Annotated in this window: 22 protein-coding genes; 8 read left to right on the top strand and 14 right to left on the bottom strand. The window is 67.7% G+C overall.

Annotated features, from left to right (window positions below; genetic code table 11):
* Window position 1 precedes the first annotated feature (1 nt).
* Entirely contained in the window at window positions 2–880 is an 879-nt protein-coding gene (locus ARGLB_RS12860) for a carbohydrate ABC transporter permease (protein WP_003803120.1), read from the top strand.
* A gap of 32 nt (window positions 881–912) precedes the next feature.
* The gene (locus tag ARGLB_RS12855) at window positions 913–2,439 is read left to right on the top strand and encodes a glycoside hydrolase family 32 protein (protein WP_003803118.1); all 1,527 of its coding nucleotides are present in this window, start codon (window positions 913–915) and stop codon (window positions 2,437–2,439) included.
* Window positions 2,440–2,535: 96 nt separating this feature from the next.
* Here ARGLB_RS12855 and ARGLB_RS12850 read toward each other — a convergent pair whose 3' ends face one another.
* Both ARGLB_RS12850 and ARGLB_RS12845 read right to left on the bottom strand, forming a co-directional pair.
* Window positions 2,536–3,129 carry a DUF5655 domain-containing protein gene (locus tag ARGLB_RS12850; protein ID WP_050934357.1) on the bottom strand — a complete coding sequence of 198 codons (594 nt, stop codon included), beginning with the start codon at window positions 3,127–3,129 and terminating at the stop codon, window positions 2,536–2,538.
* A 57-nt stretch (window positions 3,130–3,186) separates the two neighbouring features.
* Window positions 3,187–3,702 (bottom strand): COG4315 family predicted lipoprotein, encoded by a 516-nt coding sequence (locus tag ARGLB_RS12845; RefSeq protein ID WP_003803114.1) that lies wholly within the window; start codon window positions 3,700–3,702, stop codon window positions 3,187–3,189.
* Between the two features lie 190 nt (window positions 3,703–3,892).
* On the opposite strand from ARGLB_RS12845, the gene ARGLB_RS12840 reads away from it, so the two are divergent.
* Window positions 3,893–4,393 (top strand): sigma-70 family RNA polymerase sigma factor, encoded by a 501-nt coding sequence (locus ARGLB_RS12840; protein WP_003803112.1) that lies wholly within the window; start codon window positions 3,893–3,895, stop codon window positions 4,391–4,393.
* A complete protein-coding gene (locus tag ARGLB_RS12835) occupies window positions 4,390–5,070 on the top strand; it encodes a zf-HC2 domain-containing protein (RefSeq protein ID WP_003803110.1) in 681 nt (226 codons plus the stop codon). Before ARGLB_RS12840 ends, ARGLB_RS12835 begins: the two co-directional genes overlap by 4 nt.
* A gap of 14 nt (window positions 5,071–5,084) precedes the next feature.
* On the opposite strand, the gene ARGLB_RS12830 is transcribed toward ARGLB_RS12835, so the two are convergent.
* From ARGLB_RS12830 to ARGLB_RS12820, 3 genes are all read right to left on the bottom strand, one after another.
* Complete coding sequence (locus ARGLB_RS12830; RefSeq protein WP_003803108.1) at window positions 5,085–5,891, bottom strand: DUF1206 domain-containing protein; 807 nt, start codon at window positions 5,889–5,891, stop codon at window positions 5,085–5,087.
* Window positions 5,892–6,005: 114 nt separating this feature from the next.
* Window positions 6,006–6,938: a tRNA (guanosine(46)-N7)-methyltransferase TrmB gene (gene trmB, locus ARGLB_RS12825; protein WP_003803106.1), complete on the bottom strand. Its 933-nt coding sequence runs from the start codon at window positions 6,936–6,938 to the stop codon at window positions 6,006–6,008.
* A gap of 49 nt (window positions 6,939–6,987) precedes the next feature.
* Window positions 6,988–7,407 (bottom strand): hypothetical protein, encoded by a 420-nt coding sequence (locus ARGLB_RS12820; RefSeq protein ID WP_003803105.1) that lies wholly within the window; start codon window positions 7,405–7,407, stop codon window positions 6,988–6,990.
* A 186-nt stretch (window positions 7,408–7,593) separates the two neighbouring features.
* Between ARGLB_RS12820 and ARGLB_RS12815 the strand changes: the two genes are divergently transcribed.
* Complete coding sequence (locus tag ARGLB_RS12815) at window positions 7,594–8,892, top strand: MFS transporter (RefSeq protein ID WP_050934361.1); 1,299 nt, start codon at window positions 7,594–7,596, stop codon at window positions 8,890–8,892.
* A 76-nt stretch (window positions 8,893–8,968) separates the two neighbouring features.
* Here ARGLB_RS12815 and ARGLB_RS12810 read toward each other — a convergent pair whose 3' ends face one another.
* Together ARGLB_RS12810 and ARGLB_RS12805 are read right to left on the bottom strand one after the other, a co-directional pair.
* On the bottom strand, window positions 8,969–10,258 hold the full coding sequence (locus ARGLB_RS12810) for an MFS transporter (protein ID WP_003803100.1): 1,290 nt from the start codon (window positions 10,256–10,258) through the stop codon (window positions 8,969–8,971).
* Between the two features lie 24 nt (window positions 10,259–10,282).
* Complete coding sequence (locus ARGLB_RS12805; protein WP_003803098.1) at window positions 10,283–11,530, bottom strand: M20 metallopeptidase family protein; 1,248 nt, start codon at window positions 11,528–11,530, stop codon at window positions 10,283–10,285.
* Window positions 11,531–11,630: 100 nt separating this feature from the next.
* On the opposite strand from ARGLB_RS12805, the gene ARGLB_RS12800 reads away from it, so the two are divergent.
* Together ARGLB_RS12800 and ARGLB_RS12795 are read left to right on the top strand one after the other, a co-directional pair.
* Window positions 11,631–12,704 (top strand): Lrp/AsnC family transcriptional regulator, encoded by a 1,074-nt coding sequence (locus ARGLB_RS12800; RefSeq protein WP_003803096.1) that lies wholly within the window; start codon window positions 11,631–11,633, stop codon window positions 12,702–12,704.
* Window positions 12,705–14,114, top strand: a complete 1,410-nt coding sequence (locus ARGLB_RS12795) for an MFS transporter (RefSeq protein ID WP_003803093.1) — start codon at window positions 12,705–12,707, stop codon at window positions 14,112–14,114.
* A gap of 77 nt (window positions 14,115–14,191) precedes the next feature.
* On the opposite strand, the gene ARGLB_RS12790 is transcribed toward ARGLB_RS12795, so the two are convergent.
* From ARGLB_RS12790 to cycA, 6 genes are all read right to left on the bottom strand, one after another.
* Complete coding sequence (locus ARGLB_RS12790; protein ID WP_003803092.1) at window positions 14,192–14,788, bottom strand: dihydrofolate reductase family protein; 597 nt, start codon at window positions 14,786–14,788, stop codon at window positions 14,192–14,194.
* Window positions 14,789–14,833: 45 nt separating this feature from the next.
* Complete coding sequence (locus ARGLB_RS12785) at window positions 14,834–15,568, bottom strand: SAM-dependent methyltransferase (protein WP_003803090.1); 735 nt, start codon at window positions 15,566–15,568, stop codon at window positions 14,834–14,836.
* Window positions 15,569–15,607: 39 nt separating this feature from the next.
* On the bottom strand, window positions 15,608–15,949 hold the full coding sequence (locus ARGLB_RS12780) for a Rieske (2Fe-2S) protein (RefSeq protein ID WP_003803088.1): 342 nt from the start codon (window positions 15,947–15,949) through the stop codon (window positions 15,608–15,610).
* A complete protein-coding gene (gene nirB / locus ARGLB_RS12775; RefSeq protein ID WP_003803086.1) occupies window positions 15,946–18,459 on the bottom strand; it encodes a nitrite reductase large subunit NirB in 2,514 nt (837 codons plus the stop codon). Before nirB ends, ARGLB_RS12780 begins: the two co-directional genes overlap by 4 nt.
* Window positions 18,459–18,806 (bottom strand): hypothetical protein, encoded by a 348-nt coding sequence (locus ARGLB_RS12770; protein ID WP_003803084.1) that lies wholly within the window; start codon window positions 18,804–18,806, stop codon window positions 18,459–18,461. The genes nirB and ARGLB_RS12770 overlap by 1 nt, the downstream gene beginning before the upstream one ends.
* Before the next feature lie 235 nt (window positions 18,807–19,041).
* Window positions 19,042–20,532, bottom strand: a complete 1,491-nt coding sequence (gene cycA, locus ARGLB_RS12765; protein ID WP_003803082.1) for a D-serine/D-alanine/glycine transporter — start codon at window positions 20,530–20,532, stop codon at window positions 19,042–19,044.
* 707 nt (window positions 20,533–21,239) lie between these two features.
* Here cycA and ARGLB_RS12760 point away from each other — a divergent pair.
* Complete coding sequence (locus ARGLB_RS12760) at window positions 21,240–23,108, top strand: DEAD/DEAH box helicase (RefSeq protein ID WP_003803079.1); 1,869 nt, start codon at window positions 21,240–21,242, stop codon at window positions 23,106–23,108.
* Between the two features lie 118 nt (window positions 23,109–23,226).
* Here ARGLB_RS12760 and ARGLB_RS12755 read toward each other — a convergent pair whose 3' ends face one another.
* Complete coding sequence (locus ARGLB_RS12755; protein ID WP_003803076.1) at window positions 23,227–23,877, bottom strand: MBL fold metallo-hydrolase; 651 nt, start codon at window positions 23,875–23,877, stop codon at window positions 23,227–23,229.
* Window positions 23,878–23,884: the final 7 nt, after the last annotated feature.

Raw genomic sequence — 23,884 nt, 5'->3', positions numbered from 1 at the left:
CGTGAAAAACGCGTTCCGCCTCAATTCGATCGGCGCCGCGGCCGTGCGCATCCTGTTTGCCGCCGTCGCCGCCTTCCCCATCGTGTTCATGCTCGTGTCCTCGCTCAAGCCGGACCAGCAGATCTTCGGTGACATGTCCTCCGTTGCGGCCTTCCTGCCCATTGGCAACATCTCGCTGGACAACTACACCGCCGTCTTCGACCGGGTTCCGGCCGCGCGCTTCCTCATCAACTCCGTCGGTGTCTCCGCGGTGACAGTGGTCCTGGGAATCTTCGTCAACAGCCTGTGCGCCTTTGCGCTGTCCCGCATGCAGGTGCGCGGCAAGAAGGTGGTCTTCACCGCCATTCTCGCCACGCTCATCGTGCCGTTCCAGACCCTGGCCCTGCCGCTGGTGTGGTGGGTGAACCAGCTGCCGTACTTCGAACTCAACGGCTTCAGCCTGGAGATCTCGAAGGGCTGGCTGGACACCTACCAGGTCCAGATCATCCCGTTCATCGCCAACGCGTTCTCCATCTACCTGTACCACCAGTACTTCGAGTCCATTCCCAAGGAACTGGACGAGGCGGCCCGGATCGACGGGGCCGGGTGGTTCAAGATCTACCGCCAGGTGGTCATGCCGCTCGCCGGTCCCGCCACGGCCACGGTGGCCATCCTGACATTCCTGCCCGCCTGGAACTCCTACCTGTGGCCGCTCATGGTGGTCCAGTCAGAGGAGCTGCGCCCGGTGATGATCGGCATCCAGTACTTCTTCCAGCTGAATGTCTCCTGGGGTGAAGTCATGGCCTACGCCTCGCTGATCACCGTTCCCGTGGTGGTCCTCTTCATCGCGTTCCAGCGCTCCTTCATCAACAGCATCGCCTCCAGCGGTGTCAAAGGCTGACCCAGCCCCAGTTCCTAGTTCGAAAGCGAACCATGACTTCCCTGAATGCAACTTCCGCGCTCGACTGCCGCTACCGGCCCAAATGGCACTACGCCGCCGAGCGCAACTGGCTCAATGACCCGAACGGGCTGGTGTACTCCAACGGGGTGTACCACCTCTTTTACCAGCACAACCCGTTCGCTGACGTGTGGGGCAACATGTCCTGGGGCCACGCCACCTCGCCGGACCTGCTGACCTGGGACGAGCAGCCCGTGGCCATCCCGTGCGACGAGCAGGAGGCCATCTTCTCCGGCTCGGCTGTGGTGGATTTCCGCAACACCAGCGGGTTCGGCGTCGGGGGAGTGCCGCCGCTGGTGGCCGTCTACACCAGTGCCTACGCCCCGGCGTCGCCGCTCGCCGGGCGGCAGGCGCAGTCCCTCGCGTACAGCACCGACGACGGTGCCACCTGGACCAAGTATGCGGGGAACCCGGTGCTGGACCGGGCGTCCGCGGACTTCCGCGACCCCAAGGTCTTCTGGTATGACGGCGACGCCGGGAGCTACTGGGTGATGGTGGCGGTCGAGGCCGAGAACCGGGAAGTGGTCCTCTACAAGTCCGCCGACCTCAAGTCCTGGGAGTATCTGAGCACCTTCGGTCCCGCCAACGCCACGGGCGGGGTCTGGGAATGCCCGGACCTGTTCGAACTGCCCGTGGACGGCGACGCCGGCAACACCCGGTGGGTCCTCGTGGTGAACCTGAACCCCGGCGGTATCGCCGGTGGCTCGGCGGGCCAGTACTTCCTGGGAACGTTCGACGGCGTGACGTTCCGTTCCGAGACCACCGTCACCGAGGGCATGCAGACGGACGACAGCCGGATGCCGGACTACGGCTGGCTCGACTGGGGCCGGGACTACTACGCCGCCGTCTCCTTCAGCAATGCCCCCGGAGGGCGCCGCCTCATGATCGGCTGGATGAACAACTGGCAGTACGCGGCCAGCACCCCGTCGCAGGGCTGGCGCAGCGCCATGTCCCTTGTCCGCGAGGTCCGGCTGGAGACCCGCGCCGGTCACCCCGCGCTCGTTCAGGCGGCCGTTGACCCGTTCGAGGCTGCCGGTACGGAGCTGTTCGCCACGGGTCCGGAACAGCTGGCGGACGGCGTCCGGTGGCTGCCCGCGGAGGCCGCCGGGGATGTGCTGCGCATCGACGCCGTGTTCCGGCCCGGTTCCGCGGGCAAAGTTGGGCTGGCGCTGCGCGCCGGCGAGGCAGACGGCGTGCAGGAGCGGACCGTGCTGGCCTACTCCGCTTTGTCCGGCGAGCTCAGCCTGGACCGCAGCGGGTCCGGAAACGCCGGGTTCCATGCCGACTTCCCGTCCGTGGAGCGGGTGCCCGTTTCCCTGGACGCCAGCGGCCTGCTGCGGCTCAGGATCTTCCTGGACCGCTGCTCCGTGGAGGTCTTCGCCCAGGACGGGCTAGTGACCCTCACGGACCTGATCTTCCCCACGGAGTCCAGCACCGCCGTCGGGCTGCTGGCCGAAGGCGACGGCGCCGTCCTGGTAAGCCTCAGCGTCACCGCTGGTTGAGCCTGTCGACACCGGGTCCCGCTGGTTGAGCCTGTCGAAACCGAGCGCCGGTCAGGTGGCGTGCGTTGATCTCGACAGGCTCGATCAGCGGTGATGTCAGCTGTTTTGCTCGAGCGCCGTCTCGAGGAAGTCAAGGAATTCCTGGTCTACCTGGGCCTCCGATGTGAGCCGGACCTTGCGGTCGAAAAAGTCGCCCTCGCGGACCCTGACTGCCTTGAGGCGCTCCCCAATAGGCGCCTCAAGGCGGAGGGTAACATCCACTGCGGTGTTGTTCGCCCGGGTCACCTGGGCGAATTTCCGGCGGCTGCTGTGCAGCGATATGTAGCCTTTGCGCATCTGGATTGCCACGCCCGGATGGGCTGCGGCCCATGCCAGGAGGGTGTTGGCGATGGGCCGCAGGTTCGGGTGGTCCCTGTACTGGACGTCAAGGAGTTCGTCGGCGTCCCGCAGCATGAACTCGGGATAGCCGAACATTTCCCAGGACACGGCGTATTGGGCGTAGCCCGTGATTCCGTGCCCGGCGCGCATCCATTCGCGCAGCTCGGCGTCGCCCTTCAATCCGGCGGAGCGTCCCTGCTCCGCCCACCACTGGACGTCATGTCCTGACTTCCGCAGCAGCAGTGCCTGGCTGCTGTCCACCATGGACTTCCAGGTGCCGGCCGCTGCATTCAGATCGAGGGGATTCGCCATGCTCCGATGGTAGTGCCGGCACCTCCGTCAGAGGCGCCGGCCCCAAACCTGCAGGCTCTACTTGATCATGGTCCCGTCGGGTGCCACGAGGTACCAAACGTTGCCGACGCCCTGCCCGGTGATGTCGCCGGGGGCCTTGTCCTTCTCCCACAGGTAGACGGGCATGCCGTTGACTGTCACCTGCTTCTTGCCGTCGGGCGTATCAATGGTGCCGACCGTCCCCGTTACACCCTCGACCTTGGGGGAGTCCGTGGCGGCAAACACCGGGGGCCACTTCACGAGGCAGTCACCCAAGCAGTTGCTCTTGCCGGAGTCCTTGACGTCCTTCGTGAAGTAGTAGACGCTCATGCCCTTGCCGTCCACCACGATCTCACCCTTGCTGGACGACGCGGTCTTGAGGTCCACCGTGGCGCTATCGCTGGTGGCCGATGCGCTGGCGGTGGTGGCCGGTGACTCGCTGGCCGGGGCCGCAGCCGTAGTGGTGGTGGTGGTTGTGCCGGATCCGCCGCCACAGGCCGTCAGTGAGGCGGCAAGGGCCATAACTGCGAGGCCAACGCTCAGTTGCTTCTTCATGTGCTGCTCCTTGGCTCGGGCCGGCAGACTGAGAGACCGGCGCTATTTGGAATGACGCACAAAGGTGAAGAATGGTTCAAAGAATCTGACGCGGACCGGAAGTGAACCTATCTCCGGATGCAGACGTCATATTTGTCAGGAAGGCCGGCCCTCGGATCCGGCTTCATAGGTCGTTGCAGGGAGGCCGAAGGTGCCGCTGGATGAGGATTTAGTTGCAGCGATCTACCGCGAGCACGGAACGGCGCTCCGCAGATTTGTGCTCAGTGCCTCCCGTGACCCGCACCTGGCCGACGACATCGTCCAGGAAACGGTGCTTCGTGTCTGGCAGCAGGCACCCATGGTGACGGGCAGCATGCGCAGCTACCTGTTCCGGACCGCCCGGAACATCATGATCGACAACTACCGGAAAGCCCAGCGCCGGCCGCAGGAAACCGAGGACCGTGACATTGCGGACCCGGAGGAGGCCACCGGACGCGTTGACGACCTGCTGAACAAGGTACTGATGGAGGAGGCGCTGCTGCGGCTGAGTTCGGAGCACCGTGATGTGCTGGTGGCACTGCACTACCGGCGGTTCACGGTGGGCGAGGCGGCGGTGCAGTTGAACATTCCGAGCGGAACGGTGAAATCCAGGGCCTTCTACGCGGTGAAGGCCCTGCGGACAATACTCGACGAAATGGGCGTGGAACGGTGAACGGCAAGGAAGTCCATGAGTTGCTGGGGGCATACCTGCTGGGTGGGCTTGATGAGGCGGACAAGCTGCGCTTCGAGGACCACCTCAAGCACTGCGAGACGTGCCGCAGTGAACTGTCGGATCTGGAATCCCTGCCGGGACTGCTGGATGCCGTGCCGGTCCCGGACGCCGTGGCGCTCGCCGTCCCGGCGGCCCGCCGGCCCGGATCGGACCCCGCGTCACCCGACCTGGCCCCCGTCCCTCAGCCCGTTCTGGACGAACTGGCTGCCCGCCGTCGTAATTCCCGACGGCGGCTGACGGCCCTTGTGGGGGTGGTGGCGGCGGCATGCCTGGCCCTGGGATTTGCGGCGGCGCCGCTTTTTGATCCCGCCGACAAGCCCGACGCCAGCTACTCGGTCAAAGCCGACACCGGTATGCAGGTCACGGTGGGAATGGTCAAGAAAACCTGGGGCACCGAACTGGCCGTCGACGGCCGGAGCCTGCCCCAGAACGGACGGCTTTCATTGTGGGTGAAGGACCGCGCCGGAGTTGAGGACCGGGCCTGTGCGTGGATGGCGACGCCGAGCGGAAGGGTCCGGGTCACCAGCGCTACCCCGCTGCAGTACACGAACATCGCCAGCGTTGAGGTGCGGAACGACAGGCAGCAGACTATTGCCGTTATCTCCGTGCCAGGCTGAGCCGTACTGCTGACTTACATGCGGGCGAGCTTCGCCCGCACCACCATGTACACGCCGTAGCAGATGAGTCCCACGCCGACGGCAGCCAGAACGTAGATCCCGAAGGGCTGTTCACGCAGTGCCTTGAGCCCGCCATCGAGCCCCGTCGACTGCTCCGGATGCGCCGTGACGGTGGCGATGATCACCAGCAGGCCGGTCACGAAGAGGGCAACGCCCTTGGCCACATACCCGGCCACGCCCAGCGCGGTCACGGCCTTCCGCGCGTTGGGTGAGGGCGGCAAGTTGATGTGCTTCTCGAACGACTTCCTGAATCCGCGCACGCCGTAGACGATCCCAGTGATGGCCACAGCCGCTCCGATCAGCACCAGGAGCAGGACGCCGCCCGGGGCTTTCAGAAGGTTGACGGTCATGTCGCTGGCGGATTCCCTGTTGTCCTGGCCTGCCCCGCGTGCGAACGCTGCGAGCGAAAAAGCGAGTGCGGCATAAACAGCGGCCTGCAACGCGGCCTTGAGCTTCTTGGCCGTCTTGTCTTTCGGCGGCAGATGCTCAAAGTCGAAAATGGCATCACTGGCCTGCCACAGTGCCAAGGCCACGCACGCCGCGAAGCTGGCCCACAGAAGCACGGGCCCGGCAGGCTGGCTGGCCAGCTCCGCGACGGCGCCGCTGACATCCGCCCGGCCGCCCTTTCCGGTGGCCAACCCGATAGCGATGGTCCCGACCAGGAAATGCAGCACGCCGCTCACGGCAAATCCCGCTCTGGCCAATATCTCGAGCGCGTGCGAATTCGTGGCGACTTCGGCCTTGTCCGCTGCGCTTCTCAATTCTCGTTTGATGATCGTTCCTTCGCGCCGGCACGCTCGTGCATCTCCCGCGGCTACCCGCCACACGCTTATCGTGCCACGGCGGGGCGCCGGGGAACAGAGGCCGCGGCGGCCCTAGATCCGCCGGTAGCAGAGGTCGAAAATCAAACGGCCGGCTTCGTGCGCCTTGGTCTCAAAGCTGGTGCGGATGCGGCCCTCGAACCGGGGGGCCCAGCCGCCTCTTTCGTCGATGCCCTCGTTGGGTCCTGTGTGTTCTGTGCTCACGGGTGCGCGTCCCTCTTTCACCGGTGCGCCGCCCACCAGCGACTCGACGCCGGTCTGCCACACATGGGTGAGGGGACTCTCGGGGCCGCTGCGCTCACCGTTGTGAAGGTTTTCGAACGCCTCCGATCCGGCGAGGACGTCGCGGACGTGCACGGCATAGTTGGACCAGTCCGTGGCGATGCGCCAGAGGCCGCCCGGTTTCAGCGCCTTCGCGGCGAGCTCGGCGAATTCGGGCTGGATCAGGCGGCGCTTGTGGTGCCGGGACTTGTGCCAGGGGTCCGGGAAGAAGATCCACAGTTCGCTGACCGAGCCGGGCGGCAGCATGGTGGCCAGGACCTCGGGGGCGTTCGCCTCCACCACGCGCACGTTGGTCAGGCCGCGGCTGTTGATCTTGATCATGGTGTTGGCCAGGCCGGGAGTGTAGACCTCCACGGCAAGGAAGTCCCTGTCCGGGTTTTCCTCTGCGGCGTGGCAGACCGCCTCCCCCAGGCCCGAGCCGATCTCCACAATCAGCGGTGCCCGGCGCCCGAATTCGGCTTCGGCGTCGAATGAGTAGTCGGGGTGGACGGATGTATTGGCCACGTGGCGGGGCACGTCGATGGCCCAGCGGCCGGAGTGCTCCTCCCAGGCCGCCTGGCGGCGTCCCTGCAGCCGGGTTCCGCGCCGAACGAAGCTGACCGGCCGGCCGCCGTAGGTTCCGTAGGAGGCCTGGCTTCCCGGCGTGACCGGCCGGGGCTGGTTCGGATTTGCCGGCGGCTGCGGGGATTCGGGAGATTCGCTCATCCCTTCCAGAATACCGGCGGTTATGAGGACGTGGTTTCAGGGCATCCTTTCAATAGAAGACATCAAACTGGCCGCGCTGAATCGCCGGCAGAAATATAATGACGGCCTCCAATGGCACGACGACGAGGCCGGCGAGACCTGTGCTCCACCCGTTGGAACCGCGTGGCGACCGTCTGAGCGCGAAGAGCCCGAAAATTATGGAGAGCAGTCCGAGCAAGGCTGGCAGGCTAAGAAAGACAAAATTTGCCATCCATTCCTTGCCGTTACTGCCGGTATCTGGACGGGTGAACAGGGCGACGAACATTGTCGGCACAATTGTGACCATCATGCTGGGCATCACCAGCACGGCACACATGATGCTGGCCACGCCGGGGCCGGATCCGCCCTGCCATTGGCCGCGGGGACGGTTGCTTGCTGGCCCGCACCGCGGTGGCGGCTCATCGTGCTCCGGTGCCTGCGGAAAGCTCATGGTTCCCTCCTGAGTCGGCCGGGCCGGCTGGTTGAAAAGCTACGTGCCGACCACAGTATTGGCCCCGGGGGAGCCCGGGGTACCGTGCGATTCCGTATGTGGATAACCCGATCCGGGAGGCGCGGTCCGGGGCAGCGGGCGGGGTCGCCCGGGCCCGCACAGGGCGACTGCAAGAATGGGCAGGTGATCGACGCCCAGAACCCACGCCAACACGACGGCAATCAGCCGCAACCCAACGCCGGCAATCCGAACATCCTGGTGGACGCAGAGGCCGACGACGTTCCCGCTGCCGAACCCACCCGTGTGACCGGCCGCCGGGCTTTGGCTTACCTGGGCCTGTGCCTGGTGCTGATCGGGCTGAACCTGCGGACTGTGTTCTCCAGCTTTTCGGCGGTACTGCCCGAGGTGACGTCCAACGCCGGCCTGCCTGGCTGGGCCGTGGTGGTGCTGACCACGGTGCCGGTCACCCTGCTCGGTGTGTTTGCGCCGCTGGCCCCGGTCCTGGCCCGCCGGTTCGGCGCGGAACGGGTCCTGCTCGGAGCGATGGCGGTCCTGACGGCGGGCCTGCTCCTGCGGCCCGCAGAGATCGCGGGCGCCGGGCACCTGCCGGCGCTTTTCGCCGGGACGGCTGCCTGCGGGGCCGCCATTGCGCTGTGCAACGTGTTGCTGCCCGGGCTGGTGAAGCGGGACTTCCCGCACCGGCTCGGCCTGATGGGCGGCCTGTACACCACTGCGATCTGTGCGTCGGCCGCCCTGGGTGCAGGCTTCACCTACCCCGTCTTCAGCGCCACAGGCCAGTGGACTTCGGCGCTGTGGTTCTGGGCGGCACCGGCCGCCGTCGTGCTTTTGCTCTTCCTGCCGGTGGCGGTACGGCAGCGGCACGGGCAGCACACGGCGGTGCGGGAGGGCGTGAACGTGTGGCGCTCGGCGGTGGCCTGGCAGGTCACGATCTTCATGGTGCTGCAGGCGATGATGTCCTTCAGTGTCTTTGCCTGGCTCGCGCCGATCCTGCGCGAGCGCGGCGTGGACGGCGGAACGGCCGGGCTGATCGTGTCGGTGTCCATTGTGCTGCAGATGCTGGGCTCGCTGTTCGCCCCGGCACTCGCGGCCCGGTTCCGCGACCAGCGGGTGATTAACAGCGTCGTGGCGCTCATGACCGGCGGCGGCTTTGCCCTGAGCATCTTCGGCCCGCTCGAGCTGGTCTGGGTGTGGACGGGCCTGCTGGGGCTGGGCCAGGGAAGCCTCACCGCCGTCGCCCTGACGATGATCATGCTCCGCACCCGCGACGGGCACACCGCAGCCCACCTCTCCGGCATGATGCAGGGGGTGGGCTACGGGCTCGGCTCCACCGGCACGCTCCTGGTGGGGCAGCTGCACCAGGGCACCGGATCGTTTACAGCGGCGGGGCTCCTGTTCCTGGCGGTGGGAACGCTGGCCGCGGTGTTTGGCTACCGGGCGGGCCGGAACCGCTACATCGGCGGCTGAACACCCAAGTAGGTAGCAGCTGAGGGCGTTCTGAACCCTCAGAACGCCCTCAGCTGCTACCTAGTTGGGGGAAAGGTCAGTGCGCCAGGTCCTTGCCCTTGGTCTCGGGGATGGTGAAGATGAAGGCCACGCTGACGGCCAGCAGCACCACCGCGTAGACGTTGAACAGGTTCGGCATGTGGACGGTGGTGCCCAGCCACTGCTGCAGGTAGGGTGCCGTGCCGCCGAACACTGCCACGCAGATGGAGTACGGCACACCGACACCCACGGTGCGGATGCTGGTGGGGAACAGCTCGGCGTACACGGCCGGAACGATGGCGGCGCTCGCGGCGATGAAGATGAGCATCACGGACATGCTCACGGCCAGCTGCCAGGCGGAGTCCTTGAGCAGCCACGTCATCGGGAAATGCATCACGGCTGAGCCGATCGCGCCGGCCCACAGGACCTTCTTGCGTCCGATCCGGTCGGACAGCTTGCCCCAGACCGGAAGCGCGGCAATGAAGACGATGTTGCCGATGACGCCGGCCCAGAGGGCCTCGCCGCGGTCGATTTTCAGGGCGGTGGTCGCGTAGCTGGGCGCCACGACGCCCCAGATGTAGTAGATGACAGTGAGGCCCACGGTCAGGCCGATCACCTGCAGGGCCTGCTTGCGGTACCGGACAATCTGCGGCCAGAGCGGGGCGCGCTTCTCCGTGGCGGTCTCGCCCTCGAAGACGTCCGTCTCGTGCAGCCGGGACCGCATGATCAGTGCGTACAGGCCCATCGCGGCTCCGATCAGGAACGGGATGCGCCAGCCCCAGGCGTTCATGACCTCAGTGGTCAGTGCCATGTTCAGCACTGCGCCCAGCAGGGTCCCGAACAGGATCCCGACCGTCCCGGAGGTGTAGATCAGCGTGGCCCAGAATCCGCGGTGTTCCCGGGGCGCCATTTCGGAGAGGTAGGTCTGCGACGACGGCAGTTCGCCGCCGTGGGCCAGGCCCTGGACCAGCCGTGCCACCAGCAGCATCAGCGACGCGAAGGCCCCGACGCTGGCGAACGTGGGGGCGATGCCGATCATGAGGCTGCCCAGCGACGCCAGGCCGACGGCGAGCGTCATGGACGCCTTGCGGCCCACCCGGTCACCGATCCAGCCGAACAGGAAACCGCCGAAAGGACGGGCAACGAAGCCGACGGCGAAGATCGCCAGTGTGGACAGCACGGCTGAGGCGGGATCGGACTTGCTGAACAGCTGGCTGGCGATGAACGGCGTGAAGGTGGCGTAGATGGCCCAGTCGTACCATTCAACGGCGTTTCCGATGCCGGTGCCGATGATGGTCTTGCGGGTCGAGGTCCTGCCGTCGCGCTGGGCGTTGATGATGGCGGTCATGGTTGTCTCCCTGGGATGGGCGGGCTAGAGGGCCGGAACGGAAGCGGGGACCCGGGCGCCGGCGGCGGAAAGGGCATCCAGGCGGCTGATGGCGAGCTCCGCGTAGAGCGCGGCACCGTCAGCCAGCACGCCGTCGTCGAACGTTGCGTACGGCGAGTGGTTGAACGGGGAGGTGGCGTGGTCCGCGTCCTGGGGGACGGCGCTCAGCCCGACGAACGTGCCGGGCACCTCGGCCAGCACCCGGGAGAAGTCCTCGGAGCCGCTCAGCGGCGTGGCCCACCGTGAGAGCCGCGAGTCGCCGAACAGTTCGGTGATGACCTTTTCCGCCGTGTGCGTCTCGTCCTGGTCGGTGATGGTGAGGGGGTATTCCTGCTGGTAGTCCACGTCGACGTCGAGCCCGTGTGCCGCGGCGATGCCCTTGAGCAGCCGGGGCACGGCGTCCATCATCCGCTGCCGGTTCTCCTCGGAGAACGTGCGGATGGTGGCCTCGATGCGGGCCGTTTCCGGGATGACATTGCGCTTGGTGCCTGCGTGGAGCACCCCGACGGAGAGGACTACGGGATCGAACATGTTGAACTGGCGGGTGACCATCACCTGCAGGGCCGTGACCATCTCGGCCGCGGCCGTTACGGGATCCTTGGCCGAATGCGGGGCGGAGCCGTGGCCGCCGGCGCCGAGCACGGTGACCACCAGTCCGTCGGAGGCGCTGAGCATCACGCCGGGCTTGGTGCAGAACGTCCCGTGCGGCTCGAGGGAGGAGAAGACGTGCATGCCGTAGGCCGCGTCCACGCGCCGGCCGGGGGCATCCAGGACGCCTTCTCGGATCATGTAGCTGGCGCCGTCGCAGCCTTCCTCGCCGGGCTGGAACATCAGGACGACGTCGCCCGCCAGCCGGTGCCGCCGCTCGGCGAGGAGGGTGGCCGCGCCGGTGAGCATGGACGTGTGCAGGTCATGGCCGCACGCGTGCATCGCGCCGTCGATGGTGGAGGTGTAGTCGACGCCGGTCTTCTCCTGGACGGGAAGCCCGTCCATATCCGCCCGGAGCAGGACGGCGGGCGTGCTGGCGGCGGTGGAATCCCCGCCGCGCAGGACCGCGGTGACAGACGTCGTCTCCTTGCCCAGGGTGATTTCATACGGCAGGCCCTCAAGTGCCTTCAGTACCTTTTCCTGGGTCCGCGGCAGCTGCAGTCCGATTTCGGGTTCCCGGTGCAGGTCGTGGCGGAACCGGGCAAGGTCTTCCTGCATCTGGCGGGCGTCTGCGGCAATCGGCACGTGTTCTCCTCGTTGGTGGTCCGGTGCTGTGGGTCTATTCTGGAGTGGCCTGGTTCACATCCGGCTGAAGTGCTGGAAAAATGCAAAAGCCCGGGCCCATATGCAGGATTCGTGCAGGACCTTACGGGAGGGGAGACCGCTGGACGTTACCGAGGAGGACCTCGCGCTGATCAACGCCCTGCAGATCGCGCCGCGGCTGAGCTGGGCCGACGCCGCCGAGGTCCTGGGCGTGCACGCCACCACCCTGGCCGCACGGTGGGAACGCCTCACTGCCGCCGGCGCCGCCTGGGTCACGGCGCACCCGATGGGGGATCCGCAGAAAATGTGCCTCGCCTTCGTTGACGTCGAGTGCGAGCTGCACCGCCGGGCGGAGGTCACCCAGGCGCTGGCCGCGGTGCCCGAGATCGTCACCGTGGAGGAGGCGGCGAGCAACCGGGACCTGATGCTGACGGTCATCACCGGGTCACTGCAGCACTTCACCGCTGTGGCCTCGAGGCTGCATGCCATTGAGGGGCTGGTCAAATACCAGACCGCACTGGCCACACGGCTGCACACCGGCGCCTATGCCTGGCGCATCAACGTCCTCAACCGCAGCCAGCTCCAGGCGCTCCGGGCGCTTGCCGGTCCCGAGGCCGCGGGGTCTGCGCCCTCGGCGGCGGTGGGGGAGCCGCTGCCCGCCAGCCACCTGGCGATCCTGCCGTTCCTGTCGAAGGACGGCCGCGCGACGGCGGCAGAAATCGCCAGGGCATTGGACCGGCATCCGGCCACCGTGCAGCGCCAGCTGAACAGGGTGCTCGCCAGCGGAGTGCTGTCCTTCCGCTGCGAGATTGCGCAGAAGTATTCGGGTTTCCCGGTGACCTGCCACTGGTTCGCCAATGTCCCGCCGGGCCAACACGAAGCCGCGGCCGAGGAGCTCCGCAGCTTCCGGAACGTCCGGCTGAGCGCGTCCACCACCGGGCGCACCAACTTCGTCATCATCATGTGGCTGCAGTCGCTCGCCGACGTCATGAACGCCGAGCTGGCCCTCCAACAGCGCATCCCGGGCATCGAGCTCGTGGAGAGCGTGGTCATGCTCAGGACGGTCAAGCGCGTGGGCTGGATGCTCAACCCGGATTCGACGGCCAGCGGCGACGTCGTCGCCGTGACCACCGGCGCCCCCGAGCTGGTGGGCTGAATGCGCGCATCAGCCGTGTCCGCCCGGCCCGGTGCCGGAATCCTCCAGCGGCCCTACCTGCTGGTGACCGTGGGGGCCTGCGCGCTGGTGTTCCTCGCCGCGTTCGAGTCCCTCGCCGTCACCACCGTCATGCCCGTCGTGAGCCGCGAGCTCGGCGGGGCCAGCCTGTACGCCCTCGCCTTCGCGGGACCGCTGGCCACCGGCGTGATCGGCATGGTGGGCGCCGGGAACTGGTCCGACCGGCGCGGACCCGTCGGCCCGCTGCTCTCCTCCGTGGCGGTCTTTGCGCTGGGCCTGCTGGTGGCCGGAACCGCCGGCACCATGTGGGCGGTGGTGGCCGGCCGGCTGGTGCAGGGGCTGGGCGGCGGCGCCATGACGGTTGCCCTGTATGTGGTGGTGGCACGGGTCTATCCGGCCGTCCTGCACCCCAAGATCTTCGCCGCCTTCTCCGCCGCGTGGGTGATCCCGTCCCTTGTGGGGCCGTTCGCCGCGGGTCTTGTGGCCCAGCTGGCGAGCTGGCACTGGGTATTCCTCGGCGTCGTCGTGCTGGTGCTTCCGGCCCTGGCGATGCTGCTCCCCGCGCTGCGAGGCGTCCGGTCCGGCAACGCCAACGGGAACGGTTCCGCGGACGGCTCCGGCGGCGGAACCGCATCAGATCCGGCGGGTTCCCCGGTGCCATGGGCGCCGGGACGGCTGGCGTGGGCGGCCCTGGCCGCGCTGGCGGTGCTGGGCCTGAATCTGTCCTCCGGGCTTTCGGTGGCGGGACCGTTCCTGGCGGGGGCCGCCGTCGTCATTGCACTGCTGGCCGTTCGGCCGCTGGTGCCGCGCGGAACCCTCACGGCCCGGCGGGGCCTGCCCAGCGTGATCCTCATCCGCGGACTGGTTGCGGCCGGTTTCTTCGGCGCTGAGGTGTACCTGCCGTACCTGCTCGTGGAGCGTTACGCCTTCTCGCCCACCTTCGCCGGCCTCACGCTGACCGGCGGAGCCCTCGCCTGGGCGGCGGCGTCGGGCGTCCAGAGCCGTCTGGGCGGGCGGCTTGGCAGCCCGGTTGCCGTGCGGATCGGCTCGGTGATGGTGCTGCTGGCGATCGCCCTGGCCCTGGTGACCACTGCGCTTGGCTGGCCGGCCGCCGTCGCGATTGCCGGCTGGGTCCTGGCCGGCGGCGGCATGGGACTCATGTATCCGCGGCTGAGCGTGATGACGCTGGCTCTTTCCACGCCCGACACCGAGGGCTTCAACAGCTCCGCGATGTCCATTTCCGACTCGCTTGGCGGCGCGCTCTCGCTTGCCGCCACGGGGATCGTGTTCACGGCGTTTACGACGACGGCGGCCTCCTTCACCGGCGTCTTCGTGCTGACCGCGGTGATCGCCGCAGCCGCGGTCGCCCTGGCGCCCCGCGTCGCCCACTAGCAAAGTTTTTGTACAGATATCGCGAGCTAAACCGTTTCGAAGTCGCGATACGTGTACGAAAACTCCAAGGGAAAACGTCAGATGCGGGGGAGGACCCTGTAGTACAGGTGGGTCACGGCGTCGCCCTGGATCGCCGCTGTCTGCTCCAGCTTCACCGGCGCCGCCGCGAGGTTGTCGAAGAACCGGATGCCGTGGCCGAGGATCCACGGCGCCAGGTTCACCCGGATCTCCTCCACCAGTCCGGCGTCGATCGCCTGCCGGATGATGTCCGGCCCCGCCAGGGACACGTCCTTGTCCCCGGCCAGAGCGGTGGCGGCCCTCACCGCATCCGCGAACCCGGTGGTGACGAACGTGTAGGGGATTCCGTCGCGGGGCCAGCCGTCCGGGACCGAATGGCTGAGCACAACAATGGGGCAGTCGATGGGATGCCGGCCGTCCCAGCCGTGCGTCAGGTCGAAGATCCGGCGGCCCACCAGCATGGCGCCGGCCGTGGACATGGTGCGCCGCAGATGCATGGCGCTGGCCTCAGTCACGTGCCAGGTCATGTCCGGCCTGGCCGTGGGGACTTCCACGGGGCCGTTGTTGTACCAGTCGAAGAGCCCGTTGACGGAGTCGTCGGGGAGGGCAATGAAGCCGTCCAGGGACATTGTCATCTCGGCGACCAACCTGGCCATCCGTGTGCTCCTCTCGATAGGTGTCCCGGCTGCTTCTGCTCCGGACTAGGCGAGTGGCGGCTGCAGGCGGGTGGCGCGCAGGACGGCGTCGGCGAGCACGGCCGACTGCCCGTCCGGGCCCGTGGCCTCGCGCTCGCGGCTGGCGGCAACATCCACGCGCCACTGCGGTGGCGCGATCCCGAGCTCGTCTGCGGCCTGCTCCGCCGTGAAGAACATCCCGGAATTCGCATGGGCGTCGCCCCCGTGCGAGTGGCTGTGCTCCCCGGTGTGGCTCTCCTCCGGGCGGCTGTCCTCGCCCGATTGGCTCTCGTCCGGCTGGCTCCGCCACGGCGGCAGGCCCTCGGGATGGTGGCCGACAATCAGCAGCGTCCCGCCCGGGCGGACAGCGTCCGCAGCCACGCGGTGCGGCCGCTGCCACGGAGCCTCGGTGGAGTGCAGGAACTGGGCGGACACAAGGTCGAACTGTTCCGTCGGCGCCCACGCGTCAAGGTCGCGCTGCAGCCACGTGATGCGGCTTCCGGCCGCTGAGCCCGCGGCATGCTGTTCGGCCCGTTCCAGTGCGACGGCGGAAACGTCCACCGCGGTCACGGCCCAGCCTTGCTCGGCGAGCCACAGGGCATCGGCGCCCTCCCCGCAGCCCAGGTCCAGGGCAGTGCCGGGCTCCAGCCCGGCTGCTTCTGCCACCAGCTGCGGGTTGGGCCGGCCGCTCCACACGCGTGGCCGGCTGCGGTACATCTCATCCCAATGGCGCGCGGCGCCGTCGTGCCCCTCGTGGTCCATGGGCTTACCCTGCCACAGAATCGTCAGTTGGGGAGAGTGTCAGGGGAGCCGCACGATGATGTTTTGTGATTCGTCCGCGAAAACCGGATAACTGCGCAGCGGGCCGGCGCCTGTGGTGGAGCAGCCTGTCTCCAGCTCAAACGCGTGCTGGTGCAGCGGGCACACCACCACCGTCCGGTCGATGGTGCCGTCGGCGATGGGGCCGCCCTTGTGCGGGCAGACCGCGGACATCGCACGGAGGGAACCGTCCCGCAGGCGGAACACGGCGACCTGTTCCCCGGCCACGCCGTACGCGCGCCCCTCGCCCACCGGGATCTGGTCCACCGGGCCAAGGACGTGAAGCCTGCCGGCCTGCGGGTCGCTGAAAAGTTCAGTTCTCATCGGACCGGCACCTGGGGGAGCACCTCGAGCGGTAGCGAGGTGCGGAACTGGCCGGGGGTGAAGGGGTCGTTGCGCTCGGCCCACGGATCAACGTAGGCGTCCACAGACTCCTGCATGGCGGCGTCCAGTTGGGCGGCCAGGCCTTCCGCGTCGTCGACAATCACCGCCCGCAGGTGCTCGATCCCCACCCGCGGGACGAAGGAATACGTGCGTTCGAGCCAGTTGGCGCGCTCGCGGTAGTACTGCATGAACCGCCCGGCCAGCAGCTTCACCGTCTCGGGGTCGTCCACGGTTGCCAGCAGGTCCCCCTTCCGGATGTGGGCGCCCGCCGCGCCGCCGACATAGATTTCCCAGCGGCCGCCGTCGACCGCCACCACGCCCACGTCCTTGACCAGCGATTCGGCGCAGTTCCGGGGGCAGCCGGACACCGCGAGCTTTAGCTTCGCCGGTGACTCGATGCCCTGGAACCGCGACTCGATCTCGATGCCCAGCTTCGTCGAGTCACCCGTGCCGAAGCGGCAGAACTCCTGCCCCACGCAGGTCTTGACGGTCCGGAAGCTCTTGCCGTACGCGTAGCCCGACGGCATGTCCAGGTCCGCCCAGACCCTCGGCAGGTCCTCTTTGGGAACCCCTAGCAGGTCGATCCGCTGGCCGCCGGTCAGCTTCACCATGGGGATGTTGTATTTGTCCGCGACGTCGGCGATCCGGCGGAGCTGCTCCGGGGAGGTCACGCCGCCCTTCATCTGGGGCACCACCGAGAAGGTGCCGTCGCGCTGGATGTTGGCGTGGACGCGGTCGTTGACGAACCGCGCATCGCGCTCGTCGATGTACTCACCGGCCCACATCATCTTCAGCAGGGACGCCAGGCCCATCTTCGACTTCGCGTCCTCGGCGCCGCCCGGAGCCAGCGCCGCGAACACGGCAGACACTGACCGCAGCCCCTGCTCCCGGATCGCCGTCATCAGCGCGGCCTTCTCCAGCGGCACGCCGGGGACGTAGTAGGCGGCCGCGGGGTCCTCCTCGACGGCGCCGTCCGCGGCCCACTCCACCACCTGCCGGACCAGCAGCTTGCAGGAGCCGCAGCCCTTGCCGGCCCGGGTGGCGTCCATGACGCCGGACAGCGTGGTGCAGCCACCCCTCACCGTGTCCGTGATCGCCTGCTTGCTGACGCCGTTGCAGTTGCAGACCTGGGCGTCGCCGTCGAGTTCGGCCACGCCCGCTTCCTCGCCCGGGCCGCCGAGATCGAACAGCAGCGAGACCCGTTCCTCCGGCAGCGGCAGCCCGCGGTCGAACGCCTGGGTCAGGTAGGCGACCTTGCGGCTGTCTCCGAGCAGCGTTGCGCCCACGATCTTGCTGTCGCGGATCACGATGGACTTGAACACGCCCCTGCTGGGCTCGGAGAACACCACGTGCTCGTCGGTGTCCCGTTCCGGGGCCTGCAGCCCCATGGAGGCGACGTCGACGCCGGCCACCTTGAGTTTCGTGGCGGTGCGCGAGCCCAGGTAGGTTGCCTTCGGGTTGGCCCCCGTGACGTGATCGGCCAGGACGGCGGCCTGCTCCCACAGCGGGGCCACCAGGCCGTACACCTCGCCGCGGTGCTGGACGCATTCACCGACGGCGTAGATCTCGTCCTCGTCGGGGACACGCATGTGGTCGTCCACCACGATGGCCCGTTCCACCGGCAGGCCGCTGGTCACCGCCACCTCTACGTTGGGGCGGATTCCGGCGGCCACCACCACCATGTCGCATTCGATGTCCGGCGCGTCCCGCAGCTGGACGCCTCGGACCCTGTCGCCGCCCAGGATGGCGGTGGTCCGGCTGCTCGTATGGACCCGGATGCCCAGCGCCTCGACGCTGCGGCGCAGGACCGCGCCGCCGTCGGGCCCCATCTGGGCGTTCATCAGGTGCCCGCCGGAATGGACGACGTCGACGTCGACGCCATGGCTTTGCAGGCCCCGTGCGGCTTCCAGCCCCAGCAGTCCGCCCCCGATCACGACGGCGCGGCGGCGGTGGTCCTGCTGTGCGTAGGACACCATCCCGCGGGTGTCATCGATGGTCCGGAAGGCAAAGACGCCGGGCAGCAGCCGTCCGCCCGGCGTGTACAGGCCCTCGACCGGGGGCATGAACGAGCGGCTGCCGGTGGCGATGATGAGGACGTCGTACGGAGTGGCCCGGCCGTCGTCGGAGAACACCAGCTTGGCGAAGCGGTCGATCTTGTCGACCCGGACCCCGGCGTGCAGCGTGATGTCGTTCTCCCGGTACCAGTCCAGCGAATTCAGGAAAATGCCGCCGGCGTCCTCCTCGCCGGACAGGACATGGCTGAGCATGATCCGGTTGTAGTTGCCGTAGGGCTCGTCGCCGAACATGGTGATTCTGTGCTGGACAGCGCCGCCGCGGGCCAGGATTTCCTCGACGGCGCGGGCGCCGGCCATGCCGTTGCCGATCACCACAAGCCGGCGCCGGGTATCACCAGGGGTGCTCCGCCCGGAGCGGCTGGCAAGGGCGGTCATCAGTGCTCCACCATGCCCATGTCGATCACCACGGATCCGCTGACCCCAGTGTCCGCCAGCAGCCTCAGCTCGATTAGCGAGCCGCCGTCGATGTCTTCCACAACGCGGAGCGGGACGTGCACGTCGCCCTTGGCGGCAATCGGGAAGTACCGCATGGGGACGCCGTCCCGCATCAGCACCACAGTGATCAGCTCTGCGGAGGAGTTGCCGCCACGGAAATAGAGGGTCTGGTTAATCACCCCGTCCGGGACGAAATGGGAGAGCTGGCTGTGGATGGGCACGGCTTTCTCGAGCCCCGCACCGTCGAACGGGAAAATGCCCTGAAGGAAGATGTTCTTCAAGATCACGGTTCGGATCCTTTCGGCGGAGGGACGCTGCGGCTGCTGCCGTCAGCCCGGTATGAGTCCATCCTTCGCCGCACGTGTTACAGCGCCCGGCGGCCTGTGTAATTTCCGCATGACACCTTCCTCACCGTCCGCCTGTCCGGGACCGGGGTAAGAAAACTGGAAAAGAATCCGGGCACAGAAAAGCCGCGCGGCCGGGCACCTTGGTGCCCCGCCGCGCGGCTTCTTCCGTGCGGAATTAGGAGTTTGCCCCGGCGGCAGCGGAGACGCTGGAGCCTTCGGCCTTCCACTCCTCGATCCGGGCCTGCTGCAGCGGCGTCTGGCGGTTGAAGTACCAGGCGGCACCCAGCAGCAGGAACCACACAGGGGCAACCACCAGCGCGAGGCGGGTGTCCTCGGCCTGGGCCAGCGCCACCAGCATGAACACGAAGAAGGCCAGGACCACGTGGGGCATGAAGGCCGAACCCGGCATCTTGAACGCGGACGCCTCGTGCAGTTCCGGCCGGCGGCGGCGGAACACGATGTAGCTGATGAGGATCATCGACCAGACGAACATGGTCAGCACCGATGCCACGGAGGTGACGATGGTGAAGGCGCCGATCACGGAGTCGCCCGCGTACAGCAGGACCAGGCCGGCCAGCAGGAAGATGCAGGAGAACAGGAGCGCGTTCTGCGGAACCTTGCGGGAGCTCAGCTTGCCGAAGGCCTTCGGGGCGTTGCCGTCCTGCGCGAGGCCATAGACCATGCGCGAGGTGGAGTAGATGCCTGAGTTGGCGCTGGAGGCGGCCGAGGTCAGGACCACCAGGTTGATCACGATGGCGGCGATCCCCAGGCCGGCGAGGGTGAACATGCCGATGAACGGGCTGCTGGCGGGGTCGATGCTGCGCCACGGGTTGACGGCCATGATGACCACCAGGGCGCCCACGTAGAAGAGCAGGACGCGGATCGGGATCGAGTTGATCGCCCGCGGGAGGTTCTTCTCCGGGTCCTTGGTTTCGGCAGCCGCCGTGCCCACGAGTTCGATGCCGGCGAAGGCGAAGATGGCGATCTGGAAACCGAGGATGAAGCCGAACATGCCGTGCGGGAACATGCCGCCGTCGTTCCACATGTTCGCAAGGTTGGCCACCGCACCGCTCGGCGAGGTGAAGTTGGTGGCGATCATGACGACGCCGGTGGCGATCAGGGCGAGGATAGCCACCACCTTGATGATGGCGAACCAGAATTCCGCTTCGCCGAAGGCCTTGACCGTGGGGAGGTTAAGCAGGATGAGGACCACGGGAGTGATCAATGCCGGGATCCACAGGGGCGTGCCCGGAGCGAGCTTGTCCACGTAACCGGCGATGGCCACGATGTCGGCCACACCCGTCACCACCCAGAAGAACCAGTAGGACCAGCCGGTGAAGAAGCCTGCCCAGGGGCCAAGGATGTCGCCGGCGAAGTCGCTGAAGGACTTGTAGTTCAGGTTGGAGAGCAGGATCTCGCCCATGGCGCGCATGACGAAGAACAGCATGAAGCCGATGATCATGTACACGAAGATGACGGACGGGCCGGCAAGGGAGATGGTCTTGCCGGAGCCCATGAACAGGCCGGTGCCGATGGCGCCGCCGATGGCCAAAAGCTGGATGTGGCGGTTGCCAAGTCCGCGGGCGAGGTGCGGTTCCCTGCTCTGGCCAGGGTCAGCACGTTCTGTGGAGGGTTGAACGGAAATGCTGGTGGTGCGCTCAGACATCAAGTCTTCTTCCTTGTCACAGGTGCCGGCACGTGCGGGAGGTTGCCGTGCCGGCCGCGTTGGTCCGCCCAGATGTGACGGAACTAACAATTTGGATGGTGTTAAGACTATGAGCGGCAGAATGCGCCAAGTGCGTGCCTGCCGGCCACTCCGCCTGGTGGCGGGAAGGCCGGGTGCCCGCGCATCGGGCGGAGCGCCCCGGCCGGAAAAGCGCATTCCCGCAGTCCAGCCGGGAATAGTGCCCGCCGGCGGGAAATTCGCGGTTGGTGCGAAACGCCGCAATAGTCTTCGACATATGTCCAGCATGCCAGTCCCAAATGTCGTCCATTGTTGTCCGTGAGCTGCATCACGCATCTTGGGGCGGTACTGCGAAGGGGTGAACAGCTCCGGCCTGCCGACTCGACCGAAGCCACAAGCGGCTCGAAATTGTCCCCGAAGCGGGCCGGAAAGGGGGCCGGAACGGGCCTGACGGGCGCTGATGGTAGACTGGTGGGACTTGATGTGCAGTGATGCCCGCCTCTGGTGGGCTTTTTTCATGTGAGAGGCACATCCTGCGTCGATGAACGCTATTGGTCCCGGCGGCCGCTGTTTGAACACTGGCAGCAGCCCGGTTGACCACCTGACATTTCTTCGGCGACCCCCTGAGCCAACCGGCGTCGGGGGCCGATATCCGCTGGATACCGCCTGAAAGACCCTGATAAACGCATATGACTACTTTTGCTGCCCTCGGCACGCCCAAGGCACTCTCCGAAACCCTGGCCGCCCAGGGCATCGAATCCCCGTTCCCCATCCAGGTCAAGACCCTGCCGGACACCCTGGCCGGCCGCGACGTCCTGGGCCGCGGCCGCACCGGCTCCGGTAAAACCATTGCCTTCGCCATCCCCCTTGTAGCCCGCCTCGCCGAGCGCGAAGCCGCCTACTTCCGCAAGCCCGGCCGCCCCATGGGCTTGGTCCTTGCGCCCACCCGTGAACTGGCCACCCAGATCAACGCCACGATCGAGCCGCTGGCCAAGGCCATGGGGCTGAACACCACCGTGATCTACGGTGGCATCTCCCAGGCGCGCCAGGAGAAGGCGCTGCGCGCCGGCGTCGACATCGTCATCGCCTGCCCGGGCCGGCTGGAGGACCTGATCCGCCAGCGCATCCTGACCCTCGAGGCCGTCGAGGTGACGGTGCTGGACGAGGCCGACCACATGGCCGACCTCGGCTTCCTGCCCGTGGTCAAGAAGCTCATGGACATGACCCCCAGCCAGGGCCAGCGTCTCCTGTTCTCCGCCACCCTGGACAACGGCGTGGACAAGATCGTCCAGCGCTACCTGTCCAACCCGCTGACCCACTCCGTGGACGATCCGCAGGCCGCGGTGACCACCATGGAGCACCACGTGCTGGTAGTCAACGACCAGACCGTCAAGAAGCAGCTGATCGTTGAACTGGCCTCCGGCGCCGGCCGCCGCGTGCTGTTCATGCGGACCAAGCACCACGCCCGCAAGCTGGCCAAGACCCTGACCGACGCCGGGATTCCCGCCGTCGACCTGCACGGCAACCTGTCGCAGAACGCCCGCGACCGCAACCTCGCCGAGTTCTCCTCCGGTGAGGTCCGCGTCCTGGTGGCTACCGACGTCGCCGCCCGCGGTGTGCATGTTGACGACGTCGAACTGGTCATCCACGTCGACCCGCCCACCGAGCACAAGGCGTACCTGCACCGCTCCGGCCGCACCGCCCGTGCCGGCTCCGACGGCACCGTGGTCACGCTGACCCTGCCCGAGCAGCAGACGGACGTCAGGAAGCTCATGAAGGCTGCGGGCGTCGACGTCAGCTTCGAGCGAGTCACCGCCAGCTCGCCGATCGTTGCCGATCTGGTGGGCGAGATCGCCGACAAGGTGGACCCCCGGACCCGCGCCGCGCTGCTCGCCGCCAAGGCCAACCAGGGCGGCGGCACCTCTACCGGCGCCAACGCCGAGCGCAAGCGTGCACGCCGCCAGGCGTCACCCACCGCCGGCGGCCGGGGCGGGCGCGGGGGCCGCGGGCGGGTTGCCGCCGAGGCTCCCCGCACGGATCTGCCCCGCGCTGAACGCCGTGCTGCGGCCTACGGTGGCCGCGCAGCTGCCCGGGATGCTGTAGAGCGCGTCGCTGAGCAGAACGAGGACCGCGCCACTGCGGCAGCGGCAGCTCGCCGCAATGCCCGTGGCCGCGGCACTGCGGCCAGCACGCACCGCAACGACGTCCCAGCAGCCGGTGGCCGCGCGGCCGCTGGCCGCGGTTCGGACGGGCGTGCAGCGGAGGGTCGGGGCGATTCCCGCTTCACCCGCAGCGAAGCTCCCCGTGGCGGCACCGGCCGCCCGAGCACCGGTGGTCAGCGGAGCGGGCGTCCGGCCACGGGCCAGCGGGCAGCAGCCGGCAAGACCGGCGGCGGCAACGCAGCGGTCTGGTCCTCCACCACCGGCGGCACGTCCGGCGGCTCCTACGCAGGCGGTTCCTCCGCGGGCGGCAGCGGCCGCTCCGGTGACGGCCGTCCCGCCCGGAAGGCCCCGCGCCGCGCGTCGGCCCCGGCGTCGAACGAGCGCCGCGGCCGCTAACGCCTAGCCGGTGGTGGAGCTTAGGCCCACGCACCGCGGCCGCTAAGACCTGGCCGGTGGCTGAGCTTGTCGAAACCTGGGTTTCGACAAGCTCCACCACCGGCTTTTTAGTACCCGGCTACCAGCCGCGGGCGCGCCACTCCTCAAGGTGCGGGCGCTCCGCGCCGAGTGTGGTGGGCTTGCCGTGGCCCGGATGCACCACGGTGTCGTCCGGATAGACGTCGAAGATCCGCTCGGTGACGTCCTTCAACAGCTGGTTGAACCGCTCAGGGTCCTTCTGGGTGTTGCCCACGCCGCCGGGGAACAGCGAGTCACCGGAGAAGATGTGGGCAGGTCCCTCCGGGTCCCGGTAGACCAGCGCCACTGAACCGGGGGTGTGGCCGCGCAGGTGGACGGCCGTGACGTCGAAACCGTCGAAGGTCCCCACGTCGCCGTGGTCCAGCAGCACGTCCACCGTCACGGGCAGCTCCGGGGCGTCGTCGGTGCCGGCAGCGGTCTTGGCTCCCGTGGCTTCGACGAGGCCCGGCAACGCGCGCACATGGTCCCAGTGCTGGTGCGTGGTGGCGATGAGTGCCAGCTTCGGCTCGCCGGACGTGTCCGCCGTGGCGTCAGCCAGCAGGCCCTGGATTGCCGGGAGGTCGTCCGCGGCGTCAATCAGCAGCTGCGCACCGGATTCTCTGGCCGTCAGCAGATACACGTTGTTGTCCATCTCGCTGACCGAGATCCGGCGGATGGTGATGTCGCGAAGTGAGTGAATGAGCGTGTCCATGAGCCCA

It is taken from the genome of Arthrobacter globiformis NBRC 12137, from assembly GCF_000238915.1.
Taxonomy (GTDB): Bacteria; Actinomycetota; Actinomycetes; order Actinomycetales; family Micrococcaceae; genus Arthrobacter; species Arthrobacter globiformis.
Note: the sequence above shows the minus strand (reverse complement) of the source record. Positions and strands in the feature narration are given on the sequence as shown.

What these genes read in the sequence shown, in the direction of transcription:
- nirB (WP_003803086.1), bottom strand. Translation starts at nt 18,459, where the DNA reads ATGACCGCCCTTGCCAGCCGCTCCGGGCGGAGCACCCCTGGTGATACC.
- ARGLB_RS12855 (WP_003803118.1), top strand. Translation starts at nt 913, where the DNA reads ATGACTTCCCTGAATGCAACTTCCGCGCTCGACTGCCGCTACCGGCCC.
- ARGLB_RS12800 (WP_003803096.1), top strand. Translation starts at nt 11,631, where the DNA reads ATGCAGGATTCGTGCAGGACCTTACGGGAGGGGAGACCGCTGGACGTT.
- ARGLB_RS12760 (WP_003803079.1), top strand. Translation starts at nt 21,240, where the DNA reads ATGACTACTTTTGCTGCCCTCGGCACGCCCAAGGCACTCTCCGAAACC.
- ARGLB_RS12785 (WP_003803090.1), bottom strand. Translation starts at nt 15,568, where the DNA reads ATGGACCACGAGGGGCACGACGGCGCCGCGCGCCATTGGGATGAGATG.
- ARGLB_RS12820 (WP_003803105.1), bottom strand. Translation starts at nt 7,407, where the DNA reads ATGAGCTTTCCGCAGGCACCGGAGCACGATGAGCCGCCACCGCGGTGC.
- cycA (WP_003803082.1), bottom strand. Translation starts at nt 20,532, where the DNA reads ATGTCTGAGCGCACCACCAGCATTTCCGTTCAACCCTCCACAGAACGT.
- ARGLB_RS12845 (WP_003803114.1), bottom strand. Translation starts at nt 3,702, where the DNA reads ATGAAGAAGCAACTGAGCGTTGGCCTCGCAGTTATGGCCCTTGCCGCC.
- ARGLB_RS12780 (WP_003803088.1), bottom strand. Translation starts at nt 15,949, where the DNA reads ATGAGAACTGAACTTTTCAGCGACCCGCAGGCCGGCAGGCTTCACGTC.
- ARGLB_RS12810 (WP_003803100.1), bottom strand. Translation starts at nt 10,258, where the DNA reads ATGACCGCCATCATCAACGCCCAGCGCGACGGCAGGACCTCGACCCGC.
- ARGLB_RS12795 (WP_003803093.1), top strand. Translation starts at nt 12,705, where the DNA reads ATGCGCGCATCAGCCGTGTCCGCCCGGCCCGGTGCCGGAATCCTCCAG.
- ARGLB_RS12755 (WP_003803076.1), bottom strand. Translation starts at nt 23,877, where the DNA reads ATGGACACGCTCATTCACTCACTTCGCGACATCACCATCCGCCGGATC.
- trmB (WP_003803106.1), bottom strand. Translation starts at nt 6,938, where the DNA reads ATGAGCGAATCTCCCGAATCCCCGCAGCCGCCGGCAAATCCGAACCAG.
- ARGLB_RS12850 (WP_050934357.1), bottom strand. Translation starts at nt 3,129, where the DNA reads ATGGCGAATCCCCTCGATCTGAATGCAGCGGCCGGCACCTGGAAGTCC.
- ARGLB_RS12790 (WP_003803092.1), bottom strand. Translation starts at nt 14,788, where the DNA reads ATGGCCAGGTTGGTCGCCGAGATGACAATGTCCCTGGACGGCTTCATT.